At 35.3% G+C, this 20,190-nt stretch carries 18 protein-coding genes and 2 tRNA genes; 9 read left to right on the top strand and 11 right to left on the bottom strand.

Features of this window, described 5'->3' with window-relative positions; translation table 11 throughout:
- Positions 1-5: 5 nt before the first annotated feature.
- Together A8L32_RS20275 and A8L32_RS20270 are read right to left on the bottom strand one after the other, a co-directional pair.
- Positions 6-79 (bottom strand) — tRNA-Asn (locus tag A8L32_RS20275).
- Positions 80-126: 47 nt separating this feature from the next.
- A tRNA-Asn gene (locus A8L32_RS20270) sits at positions 127-200 on the bottom strand.
- A 198-nt stretch (positions 201-398) separates the two neighbouring features.
- Between A8L32_RS20270 and A8L32_RS20265 the strand changes: the two genes are divergently transcribed.
- Positions 399-1,376 carry an adenosine kinase gene (locus A8L32_RS20265; RefSeq protein WP_066632938.1) on the top strand — a complete coding sequence of 326 codons (978 nt, stop codon included), beginning with the start codon at positions 399-401 and terminating at the stop codon, positions 1,374-1,376.
- A gap of 114 nt (positions 1,377-1,490) precedes the next feature.
- Here the strand turns inward: A8L32_RS20265 and A8L32_RS20260 are convergent, their stop codons facing one another.
- The 4 genes from A8L32_RS20260 to A8L32_RS23565 all read right to left on the bottom strand — a co-directional run bounded on the left by A8L32_RS20260 (position 1,491) and on the right by A8L32_RS23565 (position 4,591).
- Positions 1,491-2,762 (bottom strand): NAD(P)/FAD-dependent oxidoreductase, encoded by a 1,272-nt coding sequence (locus A8L32_RS20260; protein WP_066632935.1) that lies wholly within the window; start codon positions 2,760-2,762, stop codon positions 1,491-1,493.
- 389 nt (positions 2,763-3,151) lie between these two features.
- Positions 3,152-3,562 carry a DUF3574 domain-containing protein gene (locus A8L32_RS20255; RefSeq protein WP_066632932.1) on the bottom strand — a complete coding sequence of 137 codons (411 nt, stop codon included), beginning with the start codon at positions 3,560-3,562 and terminating at the stop codon, positions 3,152-3,154.
- Positions 3,563-3,783: 221 nt separating this feature from the next.
- Positions 3,784-4,338, bottom strand: a complete 555-nt coding sequence (locus A8L32_RS20250) for a hypothetical protein (protein WP_066632930.1) — start codon at positions 4,336-4,338, stop codon at positions 3,784-3,786.
- Between the two features lie 100 nt (positions 4,339-4,438).
- Positions 4,439-4,591, bottom strand: coding sequence for a hypothetical protein (locus A8L32_RS23565; protein ID WP_158027269.1), 153 nt, complete (start codon positions 4,589-4,591; stop codon positions 4,439-4,441).
- Positions 4,592-5,313: 722 nt separating this feature from the next.
- Between A8L32_RS23565 and A8L32_RS20245 the strand changes: the two genes are divergently transcribed.
- From A8L32_RS20245 to A8L32_RS20215, 7 genes are all read left to right on the top strand, one after another.
- Entirely contained in the window at positions 5,314-6,159 is an 846-nt protein-coding gene (locus tag A8L32_RS20245; RefSeq protein ID WP_066632928.1) for a DUF695 domain-containing protein, read from the top strand.
- 270 nt (positions 6,160-6,429) lie between these two features.
- Entirely contained in the window at positions 6,430-6,621 is a 192-nt protein-coding gene (locus A8L32_RS20240; protein ID WP_066632926.1) for a hypothetical protein, read from the top strand.
- Positions 6,622-6,746: 125 nt separating this feature from the next.
- Positions 6,747-7,562, top strand: a complete 816-nt coding sequence (locus A8L32_RS20235; RefSeq protein ID WP_066632924.1) for a hypothetical protein — start codon at positions 6,747-6,749, stop codon at positions 7,560-7,562.
- A 12-nt stretch (positions 7,563-7,574) separates the two neighbouring features.
- Positions 7,575-8,135 carry a hypothetical protein gene (locus A8L32_RS20230; protein ID WP_066632922.1) on the top strand — a complete coding sequence of 187 codons (561 nt, stop codon included), beginning with the start codon at positions 7,575-7,577 and terminating at the stop codon, positions 8,133-8,135.
- A gap of 187 nt (positions 8,136-8,322) precedes the next feature.
- Entirely contained in the window at positions 8,323-8,682 is a 360-nt protein-coding gene (locus A8L32_RS20225) for a VOC family protein (protein ID WP_066632920.1), read from the top strand.
- A 296-nt stretch (positions 8,683-8,978) separates the two neighbouring features.
- A complete protein-coding gene (locus A8L32_RS20220) occupies positions 8,979-9,788 on the top strand; it encodes an AraC family transcriptional regulator (RefSeq protein ID WP_066632919.1) in 810 nt (269 codons plus the stop codon).
- Positions 9,789-10,040: 252 nt separating this feature from the next.
- Positions 10,041-11,996 (top strand): sulfatase-like hydrolase/transferase, encoded by a 1,956-nt coding sequence (locus A8L32_RS20215; RefSeq protein ID WP_083631430.1) that lies wholly within the window; start codon positions 10,041-10,043, stop codon positions 11,994-11,996.
- Between the two features lie 147 nt (positions 11,997-12,143).
- Here A8L32_RS20215 and A8L32_RS20210 read toward each other — a convergent pair whose 3' ends face one another.
- From A8L32_RS20210 to A8L32_RS20190, 5 genes are all read right to left on the bottom strand, one after another.
- Positions 12,144-13,103 carry an AEC family transporter gene (locus tag A8L32_RS20210; RefSeq protein WP_066632905.1) on the bottom strand — a complete coding sequence of 320 codons (960 nt, stop codon included), beginning with the start codon at positions 13,101-13,103 and terminating at the stop codon, positions 12,144-12,146.
- 43 nt (positions 13,104-13,146) lie between these two features.
- Positions 13,147-15,087: a sensor histidine kinase gene (locus tag A8L32_RS20205; RefSeq protein ID WP_066632903.1), complete on the bottom strand. Its 1,941-nt coding sequence runs from the start codon at positions 15,085-15,087 to the stop codon at positions 13,147-13,149.
- A gap of 85 nt (positions 15,088-15,172) precedes the next feature.
- A complete protein-coding gene (locus A8L32_RS20200) occupies positions 15,173-17,419 on the bottom strand; it encodes a CAP domain-containing protein (RefSeq protein ID WP_066632902.1) in 2,247 nt (748 codons plus the stop codon).
- A gap of 80 nt (positions 17,420-17,499) precedes the next feature.
- Complete coding sequence (locus tag A8L32_RS20195) at positions 17,500-18,186, bottom strand: FkbM family methyltransferase (RefSeq protein ID WP_066632900.1); 687 nt, start codon at positions 18,184-18,186, stop codon at positions 17,500-17,502.
- A 7-nt stretch (positions 18,187-18,193) separates the two neighbouring features.
- Complete coding sequence (locus A8L32_RS20190) at positions 18,194-19,123, bottom strand: alpha/beta hydrolase (protein ID WP_066632897.1); 930 nt, start codon at positions 19,121-19,123, stop codon at positions 18,194-18,196.
- Positions 19,124-19,524: 401 nt separating this feature from the next.
- Between A8L32_RS20190 and A8L32_RS20185 the strand changes: the two genes are divergently transcribed.
- Positions 19,525-20,151 (top strand): hypothetical protein, encoded by a 627-nt coding sequence (locus A8L32_RS20185; RefSeq protein ID WP_066632894.1) that lies wholly within the window; start codon positions 19,525-19,527, stop codon positions 20,149-20,151.
- The last annotated feature ends 39 nt before the right edge of the window (positions 20,152-20,190 follow it).

Raw genomic sequence — 20,190 nt, 5'->3', positions numbered from 1 at the left:
TAACGCTCCTCCTTCAGGACTCGAACCTGAGACCCTCTGATTAACAGTCAGATGCTCTAACCAGCTGAGCTAAGGAGGAATGAGTACTTTACCTAAGTAAAGTAGTAATATATATGTTTGTTATAGCTCCTCCTTCAGGACTCGAACCTGAGACCCTCTGATTAACAGTCAGATGCTCTAACCAGCTGAGCTAAGGAGGAGTATATTCTAATATACATGTTTCAATATAATCAGTTTCTCTTCGGTTAAAGAGAAATCTTCTACACTTGAATAGTAGCCTCGTTTGACGTACCGTTTTTTTCAAATGCGGAGCAAAAGTAATAGGATTTTTGAAAGTATGCAATATCTTTGTGAAAAAAATTACAAAAAAATAACGAATCAATATTAGATAGCTGATTATGAGTAAAGTTCTGGGAATGGGAAATGCACTTGTTGATATTTTAGCAAGGATGAAAAGCGATGATTTACTGGGAAAACTAAATTTACCGAAAGGAAGCATGCAATTGGTAGATGCAGAGACGTCTTCGAAAGTTCTGGAAGAAATAGCTGATTATACCAAAGAACAAGCTTCGGGAGGTTCCGCTGCTAACACCATTCATGGTTTATCTTGTTTAGGTGTTGATACCGGATTCTTTGGAAAAGTTGGTAAAGACGAGTTGGGTGCATTCTTTAAAAAGGATATGAGCGAAAACAACATTGAGCCTAAGCTTTTAGAAAGTGATAATGATTCTGGTAAGGCTGTTGCTTTAATTAGTCCTGATTCTGAAAGAACTTTTGCCACCTACCTTGGTGCTGCTGTAGAACTTAATGCCGATGAAGTAACAGAGGAGTTATTTAAAGGGTATTCTCACTTTCATATTGAAGGGTATTTGGTATACAATCAACCACTTATTGAAAAGGCTTTACAGTGTGCTAAAGAGGCTAAACTAATTGTTTCTTTAGACTTGGCTAGTTTTAATGTGGTAGAGGATAATTTGGCCTTTTTAAAGGACATGGTGGCTAAGTATGTAGATATTCTTTTTGCCAACGAAGAGGAAGCTAAAGCGTTTACCAATAAAGAAGGCCAGGCCGCTGTTGACCAAATGGCTGAGGACTGTAATATTGCCGTGCTTAAACTAGGTAAAGAGGGGTCGCTTATTAAGCACTTAGGCGAAACCTTTGAAGTGGGTATTATTGAGGCCGATAGTATTGATACTACGGGAGCTGGCGATTTATATGCGGCTGGTTTTATTTACGGACTTGTAAACTTTATGCCATTAAATAAATGTGGTGAAATAGGTGCCTTGCTATCGGGTAACGTAATTGAAGTGGTTGGACCTAAAATGAATAAGGAACGTTGGGATAAAATCCGTATAGAATTAGCGAAGATAAAATAAGCTTATAAAGGTTGAAAAGTATCTAAATAATATAGGCTTAATGAGCTATTAAAGGCAGAAGTGAAATCACTTCTGCCTTTCTTTTTATCCTTAATTCGACTATAAAATTAATACCTACTGTTTTTTAAATGGTCTGATTAATACTCTTAAAGATTGGTCGCGAGAGAAGTAACCTGAGGCCCAATTGATAAGAATAAACAAACGGTTTTTAACACCTACAATGGCCATTAGGTGAACCAACAGCCACATAAACCAAGCTATAACACCCGAGAAACTAAAGGAAGGTAGATCAACAACCGCCATATTACGACCAATGGTGGCCATAGATCCTTTGTCTTTATATTCGAATGGTATTTCAGTCTCTTTTATAAGATTTTTAGATAGGTGTACGGCCTGCTGAATAGCCACCTGTGCTACCTGCGGATGACCACGTTCAAATTTCTCAGTCTCCATATACGAAATATCACCCACTGCATAAATATCATCCTGTCCTTTAATTTGGTTGGTTCTATCCACAGCTAAACGATTACCTCGCACATAACAAGAATCATCAATACCATTGATGCGCTTGCCTCCTACCCCTGCAGTCCACACTAGGTTTTGCACCTTATATACAGAACCATCTTCCAGCGTCATATCTTCTCCATCGTAATCTAATATCTTGGTATTTAGATGAACTTCAACACCTAGCTTAGTTAAAAATTTATAGGCATCCTCACTGGCTTTATCGCTCATTACACTCAGCAGTTTGGGTGCAGCCTCGTATAGGCGAATTTTCATTCTACTGAAATCCAACTCTGGATAATCTTTGGGTAATACATAGCTTTTTAATTCGGCAATGGCACCCGAAAGCTCCACGCCTGTCGGACCTCCTCCAACAATTACCATAGAAAGCTGCTTGGCTTGCTCTTTTCTGTCATCGGTTAAGATGGCTGCTTCAAAGCTTTCTAAAATTCGATTACGAAGATTGATAGCCTGGGCGGTAGATTTCATTGAGATACTATTCTCCTCAATATTTTTATTACCAAAGTAATTCGTATCCACCCCAGTGCTTATTACCAACTTATCGTAAGTTAGCTCTCCTGCACTGGTAACAATTGTTTTAATATCGGAACGTACTTCTAACAACTCTGTGTTACGAAAGTGTAAGTTGGCGTGTTCGTGAAACACTTTACGGATGGGAAATGAAATATTACTTGGTTCCAATCCTGAAGTGGCTACCTGATAAAAGAGGGGTTGAAACTGATGAAAATTCCTTTTGTCAATCATCACTACCTGAAAGGCTGATTTAGCCAAGTTTCGGGCAAGCTTTAAGCCTGCAAATCCTGCTCCAATAATAATGACCCTTTTCTTTCCGTTGTTCGGCAAATTAAAACTGTTCTCCATGTGTCTAAGCTTTTCTCTCAATATTATCCGGTCATAATAACTAGATAATATACACTAATATTTGTCTGCGTTTTTTTGTAATATCAACAGAACTAACAAGGAAAGAAATTGTTTTATCAATTAGAGAAATTTTTCGTTAATTAAAGTTAAGGGAGGAAAAAGGAACTTGGAAGATGGAAAAAAAGAAAGGAAAGAAAGAAACAAAGTGTGCAAAATTAGTGACATAAAAACGCAGTAAATCAAATAGCTAAAGATTTAAAATATGGTGAATATTGGCATGTTAGGTCAATAGGAGAGTGATTTAAACGCGGCAAAACACAAGGGTAAAAGGCAGATTATTAAGCCCTCCTTTATGTAACGATAGGTATTATGACGGTCACTACTTATTCTTACTCACTATAATCTCTGATAATTTTATGATGTACTTCGAGTACACTCTCCTGATTAAATTGTGTTTTGTAGATATGGATAATGGAATCGAGTTTGTTGAATTCTGCTGAGCTATCCTCGTGAATGTAAATAATGAGTTTAGAGTTTTCGCGATATTTTTCGCCACTTGCGCTTTGCCAATAGCCCTGAGCATCTACCTGCGTATAGCCACTTAATGCCTCATCTAAAGTTTGCGTTTTAAAACTATTCCATTGGTCTGGAGTAATCTCGTCTGTTTTTGTGGACAGACCAAAATATAAATCGGTTTGTATATGTTGGTGCTGCGTGCAACTTGATATCAGCAGAGGTAGAATAGCTACGCCAATCAATAGCTTATTTTTTATCCTAGCCCATGTTTTCTTTTTAATCATCTTAGCATTTATGTGTTTCGCTTTAACATTTATCCAATACCGATTGTTTACGGACTTTTACAAGGCTATATCAATCTAATTCATTTTTTCAGCTATCTGTGTCAGATGACTAGCTAAGTGTGTCTTTTTCCAGCTAAGCTTGTCAGAAAGCCATCTATGTGTGTCAAATTAGCTTCTATCCATGTCAAATCTTTATCTAAGTATGTTATTGGCTCAACTACTTATTCTTGTATCTGCTCCAAATAAATCATTCTGGATTCGTCTATTTGCTTGCTGCTCCATTCTTTAAACAGGGCTGTTTCTTGCACGGAGAAAGCCATAAACATACTATCACTTTTGGCAAGCTCCATTTCGGCTCGCATAAATAAACTGGACATGGATATTCTATCATTCCGAAAACTCCAACACATTGAAAACATTTTTGGCGACACCCTATAGATATCTCCTTGACGAATGGGAGCACTTATGCCAAACCAACTTTTAGGCACCCAAACATCATCTATACCTAACATTAACTGGCCATTGCCTTCAATGCTATTGTACATCTCATCAATATCCTTGGCGCAGGTAAAAGTATTAATGCCTGTAATAATGGCTTCGAGATGAAGCATGATACAAGGGTAATTTATTTCGTCGAGTTCTATATTCCAATCGTTAAGCGGATCCTTAAATTGTACCGAAAAATATAAACATCGCATCATGGTATGATTATCTATTACTTGTTCGGCATCTATCATTAAGGGTATTAAACCTGTTGAATAAGGTATGTGACTCATGTTTTTAAATAAAATACATTGGTTTACGAAAAAAATAAACCGCCGGCAGCCTTCCCCATCCATTGGTTACCATTCTGCCAGCGGTTTTTCTCACGGGTAGTTATACTTCGGTATTTTCTTTGGCTGCTTTTTTAGATACGCCCATTTGAGCCACTACTTTAGAAAAAGTAAATTGCTCCTTTAGGGCTTGTGCAATAGTTTTGGATGCCAATAACATGTCTACATCCTTGTAGTTGTAATTACGAGTTGACATAGTTTTAATAAAATGCGATTTCAATTTTTCTTAGGTAGCTATTGAGTATTCCAAAGTTACGGACAGTCTCAATACATTAAGAGCGCTTCGTTTTAACGAAGAGGGATTTCTTTCTGTTTTTTATAGTTGAATGAAGTAAAAAACAGCACCGGTTTTTTACTTTGTTTTTAGATGTATTATCATTTCATATTGTTTTGGGTTTTGTTTAGGCTACTTCTAATATAGATATATTATTGTATAATACAAAAAGTAAAAACAAAATACTTCATCACCCTTCAGCAAGCAACATATTAAAAAACGAGCCCTGATAAGGGTTAAATGTAAGTTACAGCTCATTGATATAACGTATACAAAATATAACATGCATCTTATTTATTTTCAGTCTTTATAAAACTATTAAAGCCTACTTAAAATCGCCCACGGCTTATTATTACTATGGATAGATTAACTATTATAGTAGCTTTTACCAAAGGAATAAGTGCGATAGCCTACCATTTAAGGGTATTAACAATAATATTAATTGTATATTGAAATTTTAGAGCAAGAAGAGGAGTTGAAGGAGGAGATTGGGATGAAATGTAGGACTAATTAAGAATGAAAGATATTCCTTGCCGTAAGTTTCAACCTTGCGGCAGTTTTCTTTATAAAACACAGTTTCCTTATAAATGTAATATCAAATTATTTTATCTTGCAGCAATTATAGTAACTAAACTTAAACCATTATGCATAAACTATTACTACTTGTAATTCCTGTACTATTATACAGTTGTTCATCGAAATCGCAACAACAACAACAACAACAACAACAAGTTGCCAACAAAGAATACTGGGACGTGTATATGGCGGAGTACGAAAAAGGTACTGGATCCGTAACCTTAAATATGGGATTGATAAACAATGTTCCCATTAAAGATTTACCCTTTGTTTTAATTACGGGGGTTACATTTAACGATTGTAACAGTGATGGTTTCCCTAGTAAATCTGAGTATAATAATTTATCTCAGATTTCTGACGATGTTCAGGCATTAACTTCTACTTTAAGTAAAAACAACCTAGTTGGTACTTTTACTTACCAATGCGAAAGACTCGATTATATATACCTAAATGATACTTCTAATATTAGAGAGAAGCTAACTGCACTATATACGACCAAATATAAAGGATACAAGTATTATATTAATATAAGACATGATTACAAGTGGGAAGGGTATTTAGAATTTTTATATCCTAATGAAGAAATCCGAGAGGATATGTCGAACATGCAAATTATTCAGCAACTGTTAGCTTCAGGCGATGATTTAAGCAAGGCCAGACAGGTGGATCATTGGGTATATTTTTCAAGTTCGAAAGACAGAGATAATTACGAAAAAAGCATGCTCAACAATGGTTTTAAGGTTGAAGAAAAAAAGAAACTTGATGACTATGATTTACCATATAGTCTGCAATTTTCAAGAACTGACTTTGTTGACCCGCAAACTATTAATAAAATAACCCGAGAATTAAGAACACTAGCCTCAAAGTTAAACGGTAACTATGATGGATGGGAAACCTTTGTTATAAAAGAATAAGATAAACTATTGCGAGAAACCAAGCGCAGATATGTGCTAATACATTATCTATAATATAGGTCCATTAAAGTATCCTTTTGTCATCCGTTAAAGCCTGATATTATAAGATCTGGCATCAATCGAAACGTATATGGAATCATTTGAAGATTTACAAGATCAAATAGTCTTGAATTAAAACTGAAGGACTGTAGGTCTGCTTTAAAAAAGGATAGAGAAAGAATTGACTATTATATCACTCGGTTTCAAAGACCCCAAATAGTCTTTTATAATGTGTTTTTACATCATCCAGAAAGTAAAACTGGGTATGGTAACCTTAGAATTGTTTTTAAAGATCAGGATGATTTTTTAATTGACGATTGGATATACCTACCAGAAGTGGAAATAGAAGAGGATGATTTTGATGAGATGGAAATAACACCCATTTCGATGACGCTGGAAAAGGAAAGTAAAAAAATGCAATAGGATAATTCAAACAATAAATATAAACCACCTCCCCTCTCCTACGTCGAGGTACTCCTCCTTTAAAAGGAGTAGAGCTATTTAACTTAGAGAAAAAAGACTATAAAGACTAATAAATAAGATTAGGTATGTTATATGTTGCAATAGTTATATATGTTTTATTGGTTCAAGGGCCACGATTGGTTTTAAAAAGTCAATATAAAGAATGGCAAAATAATTTCAGTTGGAACATTCCTATATTAAAATTAACGCCGCTATTAATTAGTTTCTGTATCGCTTTTTTAATGATATACGCTCTTACCAAAACTACAAAACTCACTTACATACAAAATAAAGATGCCATTTATGGTTTAAGCTTTAATAGTGCCATGAAGGATATTGGATTTCGAGATGGCATGCAAGTAATTACGCTTGAGGGCAAAAATGTCGTTCGTATTTCCGACATTGTAGCAGGTATACTTTTACACGATGGAGATGTAAATATTGAAGTAGTAAAAGATGCAACAAATCAGACTATAATTATTAAACAGAAGGATAAGTTAAAAATGCTATCTCACCCTAGCAAGGATTTCGTTTCACCCATAAAAAGTGATCAAGTAAAAATTACTGAAGAAAAATTAGGGTTATCTGATGCGATAAATGGTTTTGGGTCAATATGGCAACATTCTCTTCTTATAATCAATCCAACACCTGTAAACTATCAGCAAATTGGAGGATTTGGCACAATACATAGAGGTAGCACTATTTCGCATATTACCATGCTTTTAGTGCAAGGACTATTAATTCTCGTTATTCTAAACCTTTTGCCTTTTCCTGGTTTTAGCATGGGCAATTTTATTATTTCATCCATCGAAACTAAAAGAAAGAAGGAATATAGCATTGTTTTGAAAAATACTTCAGCCGTGATTTCTATAATTATAGTTGTACTATGTATTTATTTATAATAATTTAAGAAGATGATAGAAAGAGTTCCCATACGACGAGATGAAACCAGCATATACTACCATCATAATGTAAGGTTGGCTGAAGAATGGGAAAAGTTTGCTCAGAAAATGAATGGAACGATTACAGGATTAGTAAATGGGCAAACCCTTGAATTAGAACTTAATTTCAGGCACAAAAATGCTGATATAATAGTTAATGCATCACGACAAATTACTAGTATATCTGGAGGGACTACTCCAAAATCTAATCTATCAAAACATACTTTTATACTTTTCAAGGGACTAAATATGGGAGATTGTTCTTGGAAGATATATCCTAAGCATAAATTATTCCACTTTATTTTAGGTTTATTTACTCATGTTTCATCATTGCCTTACAACAATAACTATTCGCTACTAGGTAGCAAAACATATGAGTTCAACAGAGTTTTACCAAAACCTCTCTTTACAACAATTGATGAAGTCACCGATTTAAGAAGTATTCATGGAAGCAGTGGCTCATTGAAAATTGCATACTTTAATATGATAGGTGTAGCCAACTTACAAAAACTAATAAAAGCTATTTTAGAATAAGACAAACTGAGGACATGTAAAAAGGTGCAAGTGTAAAGATATAAACAGGAAAATACCAGGCCACATCATGACAAATTGAATAGCTCTTTCCTATCCTATATTCTTAACAATGTCGCAATTCTACAATTTTAGGAAGTGAGCTCGCCATACATTTGTATTATTAATTATTCACTTAATAAACGATGCAATGACAAAACTAATTTCGTGGGTCGAAATCCCTTGCGTAAACTTTAATCAGGCAGTAAGTTTTTATAGCAAAGTGTTAAAGGTAGATCTTCAAGTTGTTGAATGCGAACAGGAAAAGATGGCTTGCTTTCCTGGTGGTGAGGGCGCTATTTCTTATGCACCTAACTTTAAGCCCAGTAAAAACGGGGCTTTGGTCAGTTTTAATGTTGAAGATGATATGGACAGAGCATTACAACGAATAAGTGATCATGGTGGCAGTATTATTCAAGGTAAAACTAAAATTGAAGCTGAAGGTCGTGGCTACTTTGCCATCTTTATAGATAGCGAAGGAAACCGGGTTGGCCTTTATGGTAATGCCTAGTGTTTGCCTTTAAAGTCAACACTTGGTTATGCCTGCCATAAAAACATTATTTTAAGAAAGTAAAAGTCAAACTTTGCTTGCTTTTACTTTCTTCCTATAGCCGAAGAAAGGTAAACAAAGAAGCCCACCGCTTACCCACTAGTTCTTAATTTTTAATGGGCCGAAGCTAGCTTAGTGATGTCGAAAAATCGATCTGCAAGCTTTCATGGTTAAATACATTTACCTTGCTGCATTAAGCTTTACGAATACCGCGTTATATCAAAATCATTAAATTTGTAATTCATATTTAATTCGCCATGCAATACAACATCTCTAAACCATCTCCATATCTCTCTCAATACGTTAAGCAGTATTGGAGTTTAGATAGTAATGTTGTAACAGGGGAATCACATATTCAACGCATTGTGCCCAGCGGTTTATTTGAACTCATCTTTTATTTAAACGACAGACCTGAGGCCAGCGACCACAAAAAATCAATTACCGAAAATGTAATTATCACAGGTCAGCTCAAAACACATCACGATTTAAAAATAGTCGGTCGCTTGTCTCTTTTTGCCATTTACTTTCTGCCCCAAGGGTTATCAATGTTTTTAAACCTTCCTATTAAGGCGCTTTTTAACCAAAGCGTACCATTAAAGGATGTAATGAAAGAGGTAGTAAATCAATTAGAAGATGAGTTATATGCAGCACCAACATTTAAAGGTCAAATTGCAGTGGCCGAAAAATTCTTAATCAAACGACTACAGCAAAAAGAGAGAGAGTACAAATACGATAGAATTAGATATGTAGTTAACGAAATTAATAAAACTAAAGGCCTGGTGGAGATTAACGAATTGGCTGAACAGACTTTTTTAAGCAGAAAGCAATTTGAACGTACCTTCTCCGATATAATAGGAAGCTCGCCAAAGCAGTTTAAAAAAATCGTTCGTTTCCAAAATGCCATTCACATAAAATCAAAAAACAAAAATTTAAGCCTGACCGAAATTGCCCATCAGTGCGGATATTTCGATCAATCACATATGATTAATGATTTTAAATCCTTATCAGGTATGTCACCCAAGCAATTTTTTACAAATGAAGAACCTTTTTCGGATTATTTTAATTGAAGAAACACGTAATTGTGCAATTTTTCTCTTTTCGTACACTCAACGCTTGATTTGCATTAATCACTAAAAAATACCGCCCTCGATACCCCAACTCAACTATAAAACATCCCTACCTCACCCTACTTAACAAAACAACAAAGGGTAAAATAGTGGATTGACCAGGTAAGTTTCAGGATATTATCCATTTGCTTATGCGCTATTATTGTAGCGGTAAAAAACATTTGGAAAACATTTCTTGAAATTTCAATTCCTATGAATCTAAAATTAAGCACATTCATTGTATTGTTGATGTCAGCCATTACGCTGACGACAGCACAAACGGCTGGAACACGCCCTAACATTTTAATAATTTTAGCCGACGATTTAGGTTATGCTGATGTAGGTTTTAACCGCGACGCCAGCTATCCCGAAGATAGAGGAGTAATTCCTACACCGCATCTGGATGCTTTGGCAGATTATAGTATAATTTGTAGCAATGCGCATGTGGCACACCCTTTTTGTGGCCCCAGTAGAGCAGCTATTATGACAGGAATGTATCCGCATAGAATTGGTGCTCAATATAACTTACCTAACGATATTACCGACGATAAAGGCATACCTGTAAGCGAAACTTACTTTTCTACTTTAATTGATGAAACAGGTTATAATACCGCTGCATTTGGCAAATGGCACCTAGGTTTTGAAGAAGGAAAATATCAACCAATGGATAGAGGTTTTGACGAGTTTTTTGGGTTCTTAGGTGGTGGCAAGGCGTATTTTCAAAGTGAATACGATAATATCTGGTACAAGTGGAGTAACAGCAACGCGAATCACGCCGTCCAATATAACGACCCGAATCAATGGAATACCGCCAAAGGAACAGTAAAAAACGAATACCAAGATCCTTTGCAAAGAAACCGAGAATACGTAGATAGAAAAGAGTTTGCTTTGGATGAATACCTAACGGATATATTAACAGATGAAGCCATTGATTTTATCAACAGGAAAGCTGCCGATGCCGATCCTTTTATGATGTACTTGGCATACAATGCGCCACATACACCTCTAGAGGCTCCTCAAGAAGAGATTGACGCTTTTAAATTAGCTAACCCAAACTTTGAGAGCTTGATTAGAAACAGTACTTACATTACAGCATCTACCCCAGTGACTAAAGAAACCGATCCGGTTAAAAAGCAAGCTCTCATTGATAAGTTTGTAGATGCTCGTATTACCTACGCTACCATGGTGACCAACATGGATACCAACATAGGAAGAATAGTGGCTAAGCTAAACGAAACTGGCGAAATGGATAATACAGTTATCGTATTTTTTAGTGATAACGGTGGTTATACTTATAGTAAAGGCGCAGTTAACTATCCACTTGCAGCTTTAAAAGGAAGTGTTGATGAAGGTGGACATAGAGTTCCATTCTTTGTACATTGGCCCAATAAAATAACGGAACAAGCTCATTATCCTTATCAAATAAGCTCAATGGATTTATACCCTACTTTGGTGAGTTTGGCTGGAGGAACAGTTCCTGCAACTAAAACCATTGATGGGGTAAACTTTATGGATAAGATGATTGCAGGTGAAGATGCTCGTCCTGGAGAAGTATTACATGTGTTACGTCCTCAAAACGGTTTTCATAATGCTGCTATCATTTCGTACCCATACCGTATTGTGCGCAAAGGCGGAAATGGCCAATGGAAATTATACCACGTAGATGTGAACCCAGAACAACAGTTGACTGGTGTGGTGGATAATACAACTGCCGATGCTATTATTGCCGAACTTGAGCGCAAAGGTGCTGATTGGGTAAGAGAATTTGCAGATGTAAAACCTGCTTGGTTCGATCATGATCGTGGTGATGGTCATCCACATCGTATACATTGGTTTGGCGAAGATTTAGCCGGTAATACTGCCGATCCTATTTTCCCAGGTTTCCACAATACCTATAACGACCCTACTTTAGATGTTGAAGACATTATTACTTCTTTATACCACATTTATCCAAACCCAAGTAACGATAGCTTTCATATTACATTTGATACTTCCATCAATAACTTGGAGCTTTCTCTTTATACTACTTCAGGTAAATTAATTAAAAAGATAGAATCGTCTTATGTGCAAGAAACAAGCGTTGATGCTACTGAACTCAAAAGCGGCATGTACATTTTAAAAGTTAAAGCCGATGATAATTTAACGATTGAGAAAGTGATTAAGATTTAAGCGTTTTGGTGCTTATGGAGAAGGACGAAACGCTAATCGTGATACTTCCTAGATACTGAACACGAAAAAACTATATCCTAAATAGGCTTCCCTTTGTTTTTATGAGCAAGGGGAAGTCTGCATGTATATTTACACTATGTTCGTATATCACAACAAAAACAATAACCAAAGCGGTATGGTTATTAAAGAGATAAGATGAGATAGTAAAACAGTACCGCTCATGAGTTTTTGATCGGCTCCGTATAGCTCACCCAATACTAAGCTAGATATAGAGTTGGGCATTACAGCAACAATTAACATGACGTTTAAATACGGATGGGATGGAAACAAATATTGGAGAATAACTACTCCTAATAAGGGAATAATCAAAAGGCGAAATAACATCACCGACCAGTAGTCAACCTGCAATAACTCCTTAAACTTTATTTTGCCCATTCGTCCACCTACCATAATTAAAGAAATAGGAATAGCAGCCTGTCCTAATTGGTAAATGGTTTTTTGGGTGTAATTAATAAATACACTTTTCTCTAATACTTCAGGTAAGGTGAGATTAAAATAATGCAATATTAATAACACTACTAAAGAAAAGTAAATACTAATTAAGGGAGGAGATAAAAGGTGTTTCAAGTTTTCGAGCTTAAAACCTTCCTCCTTTTTGTTTAGGATAGACATACCAATGGTCCATACCGAAATTTCTGCACCCAAGGTAGATAATATCAGTGCAGCCATATGTTGCTCGTCGTATAACTTGGCTATTATAGCCAAAGGTAAAAACGAAAAATTATTGATGGTCATCTGAAACAAAATAGCCTTACGCCTTTGTAAATCTTTGTGCTTAAAGAAACCTAAGAATATCAGCCCTACCACATAACCAATAACACATAAAATAAAAACAGACACAGGTAATTGCCACGACTCAAGCACTTTTTCAATACTATACCCTTTGGTAATAGAACTAAAAATTAGCGCAGGGTACAACACCTTAATAATAATCTGACTAAGATCTTTAAGTGTAGCCTCGCTAATAATATTTTTACGAATGAGAAGATAACCTGGGATGATCATCAGGAAAACCGTAAAAACATTTAAAAATAAAGTTTGAAACATGAAATTACCTTTTTGCCCTGCAAAGGTATAAGAATATACTTAGCTAATGAGCAATTGCAGGAACATATGGCAATTGAAAGTAAAATGTAGTACCAACGTCAGACTGCGATTCAAGCCATATTTTACCACCCATCATTTCTACAAACGATTTTGAAATAGCTAAGCCCAAACCTATTCCTTCCTCATAAGCTAAGGTGTGATCTTCTACTTTTCGGAAGCGTTCAAAAATAACTTTCATCGCCTCCTCACTAATACCTATACCAGTATCCGTTACATAAAACATCAATTTAGCATCATCCATGTCGTAGCCAAATTTAACCCCGCCCTCTTTAGTAAACTTCATGGCATTTTTTATCAGATTCATTAAAATCTGCTCCACCTTAACCGTATCCATTAATATATGTGCCTCCAAGTCGTTTAAGCCTTTATGCAGGTTAAATTCCAGCTTCTTACTTTTGGCGGTTAAATGAAAAAAATTGAAGATGCCATCCAGAATCTGATTTAATTTAACTGCCTTAGCATGCACCTCTACCAGCCCAGCCTCAATCTTTGAAATATCTACCAACTCTTCTATAATAGAGAGCATTCGTTTTCCACTATTTTCAACTACTTGAATATATTCTTGCTGCAACGGTTGTGGTAGGTTTTCATGCTTTAATAAATCCGCAAATCCCATAATGCCGTTCATGGGCGTTCTAATTTCGTGACTTAGGTTTGCCAAGAAAACGGATTTTAGTTTATCACTCTTTTCCGCTTTATTCTTTGCTTCTGCCAATAGTAGGTTTGTTTCTCGCAATACCTCATCTGTTATAATCAATTCGTCGTAACTGGCCTGCAGCTTTTCCTCTGCTACTTTCCTTCGTCTAATAGAATAGAGTAATAGCAGTATAACGACTACAAGAGCCGCAAACACAACGCCCATACTCATAAAGGTATTCTTATGGGTCACAAAAACTGAAATATTCTGGTTTATGATGACACGGTTTTTAGGTAGAACATCTTTATCAATATTAAATTTGATTAATTGTTGCTCGTCAAATTTAAAAATCATCGGGCTATTTTTAATCGGAATGTCCTTAGCCTTTGTTCCGTTTAAAAATGAGCTAACCAATTGAGCAGACTCTTGCCCTTGAAATTGCGGACTTGTTACTTTACCTCCAACCACACCCATTCCTACTACATCCCAAACACAATATACAGGCAAGCTCGTAAAACTGGTTACTAAATCTATACTTTCCTCTGGCGAAAAAACGGTTTCATCTGGCATTCGTAAATACATGGACCAGATAACAACGGTGTTTTTAGCTAAGCTATTTAATTGCTCCTTTAATTTTTCAGGAGACAAGTTTGTGAGGTAACTAATCTTTAAATCAGTATCCTCATACTTTTTAACACGTTGTATTTTATTTAAGAATTTAATTCCCGATAAGGTACTATCTGAGATAAATGCAATGTTTTTTGCTTTTGGATGATTCTGTAAAACCATATCTACAGTTCCTTCAATATCATAGGATTCGTAGATTCCTGTATAATCCTTTTCTAAAACTAAACGATCTTCTACAAAATCGTTAATGCCACAAAAAGCTACTGGTACATTGGGGAAGAGTTCTTGCTTATATTGAACTAAAAAGTTGAGTGCATGATCGTCTGACGAGATAATAGCATCAAACTTTATCTTTTCATATTTATGTTTTAATTGCTCTTTATACTGCTTAAAATAAATACTGTCGGACACTGTTTTGGTATCCATATAATTAACATACAAAAGCACATCATCTCTATCTTTAAAACCTTGCTTAATACCATCCATAATTCTATCCGTCCAATGAAAACCTGGATGGTATGCATGCAAAACAAGAATGCGTTTTTTGCTTTTTATATTCGTGATATCCTGTGATGAAGTAGCGCTTAACAAAACGCTCTGATCAAAACATAATACGCAAAAACACATCAAGATGAAAACCGATATAATACGCTTAATCATATATTAATATTCCTGTTTTAATTTCGGAAGATAGCAAATTACGGATAGTTTACTTGAAACGCAATGAAAATTAGTTCATGCGATATTACTTGTTGCATTCTTTACAATAAATTTCTTTCATCTTAGGATACCTTAAGTTCTGAAAATTAAGATCTACCCACGTGCACCAACGTTTTTTATTAAAGCGAAATGCGCGACTCATTATCTTATTTAACTCCTCCTCTTTTAGTCGGGATGGATAGGCCATACTGGTTTGAGCTAGAATAAAGGCCGCCTCCTCATTAAATCCCTTTTGCTTAGATCGCTTTAAAAGCATTTCAATGGTTAAATCATATCGACTCCAACTATTATAAAACAAACACAAATCTATTTCATCCTGTATATCAAGTGCCATTTGTTTAAAATATTTCTCTATGAAACCGAATGAATAGTTTAGTCCCTTAGCGTCATTATTCTGTCCAAAATACTTTATGGCAGTTAAGTGATAATTTAAAATCAATTGATTAAAAGCCTGGATGCCCTGAAATTCGCTAATGATATCTTCAATTTTATGCGGGTTCACAATTTTCTCAAACACTTTGTTACTCACATCCCAATCGTGCAATATGTAAGAGACTACCTGACAATATAAAATGCTTAAATTGTATTTAGCATCTTGGGTTAAATCGTCTGGATGGTTGAGCCAATGTCGTAAAAACAAAACGCTCTGCTCTAAATCAAAATCATATATTTTAGATAAAATGGCAGCCGTATTCTGCACCAATTCAGGTTTAGATAAAATAAATTCCATTTCCGACGGATGGAACAAATAGAAATGAAGACTATTGTTTTTATAAATTTCGGCCAATGCTCGATTGCTTATACCAACGTTTGATTTATGGATACCCGAATGGAAATTCTGTTGATAATACAAACTATCGGAAGGATTTAACTTGCCTTCGTAAAATATGGTAGCGTATGACCTGCGTTGAATATACAAAAGAGAGTCCCAATTATGAAGGGTATCTATACTCACAAATTTTCGTAGCTCTTCATGGCTCTTTTTTCGCATATCATTTAAAGCCATAAGTTCCAACTGAAAATCCATCGTCTCCCAGTTTTCCTTGGCTTTTACTGTAGTCGGTACGTTATCAGAACCGAATAAATCTTTTAAATAGTTTTTAATGTAGGATGCTCTTTCTTGCTGCAGTATGCTGTTTTTAACAGAATCACCCTCAATAGAACTATAACTAACTATTTCAACTTCTTTTAGCTTTCCCTCTAAAGCAAGGCTTTCATTTTCTCTAACAGGGGAAGTCATACCTCTATCAAAATCAAAATACATGGTTTCGCTATTAACAATGCCCCATTTTAATAAAGGGTATTGTTTGGAGTGCATAATTCGGGGTTCTATCTCTTGCAAAGAATATCGGCCACGAGGGATAGTTATGGGTTGATTATATCTACATACTTTTCCATTAATAATATATATCAAATTAGGCTTATAGTCTTTTTCATGAAACTCATCAGGAATGGTACCTACTTCTGAAATAAATCTAAATTTACTTTCTGCGGTATTATTTTTAAACAACTCATCTCTGTAAACAGGTTTCAGCATTACGCCATCATACACAGGAGAAAAGTCGATGATATTTTCACTTTTGCATGTAAACTGGTCGCGAGTAACCAAATCAATGGCAATACCATCTTTGGCATTGGGTATCATCTCATCAATCAAACTTTTGGAATGGTAATACATCTCTACCTTGTTTCCATAGGTTTGTAATGAGTTACCCATATTAATCACAAAATTATCCCTCGATTGCAGAAACTTATTACAGCTGTTATCTGCAGGCTTTACTCCAAACGCATTATCCGATTTCTGTCCGTTAATAACAATTCCTTTAGTAGCCATAACATGGGTGGCATATAACATCCCTCGCGTACTTCGAGCAAAACCAAATCCACCTAACTCATAATTGGGGTGGGTCATATTAGCATAATGGCCAGGAGATTCTTTCCAACCAGTAAACATTTCTTGAGCCAAAGCATCCATCATATCATCCTTTAGGTGCTTCTTCTTATTTTGTACGTATAGAATATTTTCTCCTACGAGTTCAAAATTGCTGGCAAATTTCTTTACTCGTAAACTTGGCGTACGAAGCTTTGATGATGATTCTTTATGCGAGAGGCGATTTACCCGAGCCATATAGCTTGAATGAAGTTGAGCAGCTTTAATAAGGTTGCTATCCTCAGTCAACACTTCCAGTTTTTTGCTAACTCGTAATTCATTTACCTTATTAAAAAGTGCATCGGAAAGGTAATTTTGTTCGTGCGTAGATAACTGAGCCATAACACTTACCTTTATTAACAGTAAGCAAACAATAAATAGAGTCCTCATTAATGTGATGTTTGGGAAGGTAGAGAAATCAATTACTTTTTAATAAAAGACACTTCTTCAAAAATATCGGAGATACCAAATATATGATAATCCTTGGCTTTCATTTTTTCAATTAACTCAATGGTTCTTTGTTTTCCATCTTCAAAGAAACGCTCATGAAACTCAATGGCTATTTGTTTAATATCAATGTTGGCATTCAAAACGCCATCAATTACATCGTACTCGGCACCTTCAATATCCATCTTTAAAAAATCGATGCATGTGTGTCCTAGCTCCTGAGTAATATCAATAAATGACTTCATTTGTACATCAATCATATCCGTATCTGAAACCGCATTATTCTGATGCAGACTGCCCGAAACATGTTCTTTGTTTTTAGGTAGATGAAATTGCATGGTACCCGACTCTTGAGCTATTCCATATTCATTCAAAGAAAATTCCTTAGGTAATTCTTGTTTTTTGCACCAATTGATAGACTTTGGGGTAGGGTCAAATGCAAACACTTTGCAACCGTGCTCTTCAATCATCTTACGGTCGAAGGTAATATCCTCTCCAACACCAAAAGAGTACACTATAGAATCTGGATTTAATAAACGATGTGCCACATAAAAACCGCCACCTCTGTTTCCATACCACTTTTTAGGTACTCGTGCCGACCTTTTAATATGACTATATTTTCCTTTTAATATAAAGTATAAACGTGTAAGTTTTGAATTCATGCTCCGATTAGTTTAAAACAAAACTAACAATTATTGGCAGTAATTCTGGATGCAAGGCTAAATTTGCTTTGCTGTATGTCTGCATGTTCTTCATTCTATCTAACTCAGCAGGCTTTAATATATGATTCATTCCTTCAATAATGGCTATTTGCGCCTTAGGTTGTGCCTGGTAAAGCATTTCTGCATCTTTCACGTCAACCTGTAAATCTGTAGTTCCCTGAACAATTAAAACAGGCTTATTTAATTTAGCAAGCTCTTTAGAAGGATTATATTTAAACCAAGAAATGAGATAAGGCTGAACGGAAGCACGGAATAAATTAAACAGCATGGGCGGTATTGAATCTACAGTTTGTCCATTTTCTAAATCCACTAATATAGTATCTACTTGGGCAGATAACATAGGTGCCTGACTTGCTACTTGTTTGCTTATAGTATTTGAAGCCATACCTCCAATTCCTGCCAAGGAAATAAATTTATCAACCTCTTTATTTTGTGCGCTTAACATTCCTATTAACGAGCCCTCACTATGCCCAGCTATCAATATATCTCCAAAGCGTTCATCGCTTTTATATTTATCCACCCATGCCGAGGCATCTTTTACAAAATCCTCAAACCTTAAATCTTTTTCGGTAATTACAGCGTCTTTACTTGCTGCCACTCCTCTTTTATCAAACCTTAAACTAGCAATCCCTTTATCCATTAGTCCCTCTGCCAACATTTTTAGGGAGTTATTCATCATCATAGGATTATTACCATTTCTATCGGTTGGACCCGAACCTGCAATAATAATTACCAATGGAGGTTGTTTTGCTTTCTCAGGAATCAGTAGCGTGCCTTTTAAATCGCCTTTGGAAGTGTTTAAGCTTACTTCGTTTTGTGCTATAGCAGAAAAACTAAATAATAGGGCGATACAAAAGCTTAAGAATATCTTTTTCATGAGGAACGTATGGTTTGTGTTAATTTATAAACAGGGGTTTAAAACATGAAAATTAATTAATTGTAACAATATAACTACAAATATTAAGGCTTTCTTCCAACACTCATTAACATTTTGAACAAATGCCCCTAAATTTTTAACAACTTAAAGTTGAATCTCTAATCATTTGTTAAAACTAGGCCGTTTTGTTAATCTCTGTTCTCAATGTTAATTTAATGTTATCTGTATGTTTCCTTTTTATTAATTAAGGACGTTTTTATCTTAATCCCTTAAATAAAATTAAAAGCACTAGTCCACACCCCCTTATTTTGCAATCACCTCAAACTGAATATCTACTTTTGAAATGTCAAACGGAAGTAATGCTTGACACAAACAAGTTTAATAAATAAAAATCATATATAATGAAAACAACAAATTTTGTAAAAAGACTAGCATTGGGAGTAATGTTTGTTTTTGTATTAGGTTCAGTAGCATTTGCAGGTGAAGGTGAAAAAGGAAAAAGCGATATGCAAATAGCTCCTTATTTAAATACTGATTATTCAGTAATCTCATTATCTAACAAAACAGATAAAACAGCGGTTTTTAAAATTGTTGATGACAATGGCGAAGTTTATTACAAAGAGTGGGTTAAAAAAGATGGTTTATCTCAAAAAGTACTTGACTTTGCTCATGCAGAAGACGGAACTTACAGAGCTATTCTTAAAGTAAATGGTAGCGATGATTTAACTGAGACCTTTATTATTAAGAATCATAAATTAGTTACACCAAAACAAGAAGTTAGCGAAGAGGAATTAAGAGCATTCTTTAACCTTGTTGAAAACACACTTTACGTAAGTCACATTACTTTTGGAAGTAACTCTTTTGGTATTTCAATTGCTGATTCTAACCGCGAAGATGTATTTGTAAAAAGCGTTGAAGGAAACTCTACTTACTCAGGAAAATTTGATATCTCTGCTTTACCAATCGGGCAGTATACTGTAAGTATTAACTCAGGAGATTCAAAGTATAGCTATGAGTTCCAGAAGTAGTCTGCAGGAAATTAGAAAGTTTATATCCCCCAACAAACT

It is taken from the genome of Labilibacter marinus (assembly GCF_001659685.2).
GTDB lineage: Bacteria > Bacteroidota > Bacteroidia > Bacteroidales > Marinilabiliaceae > Saccharicrinis > Saccharicrinis marinus.
The sequence above is the reverse complement of the archived record's forward strand: the minus strand, read 5'-3'. Positions and strand labels throughout refer to the sequence as shown.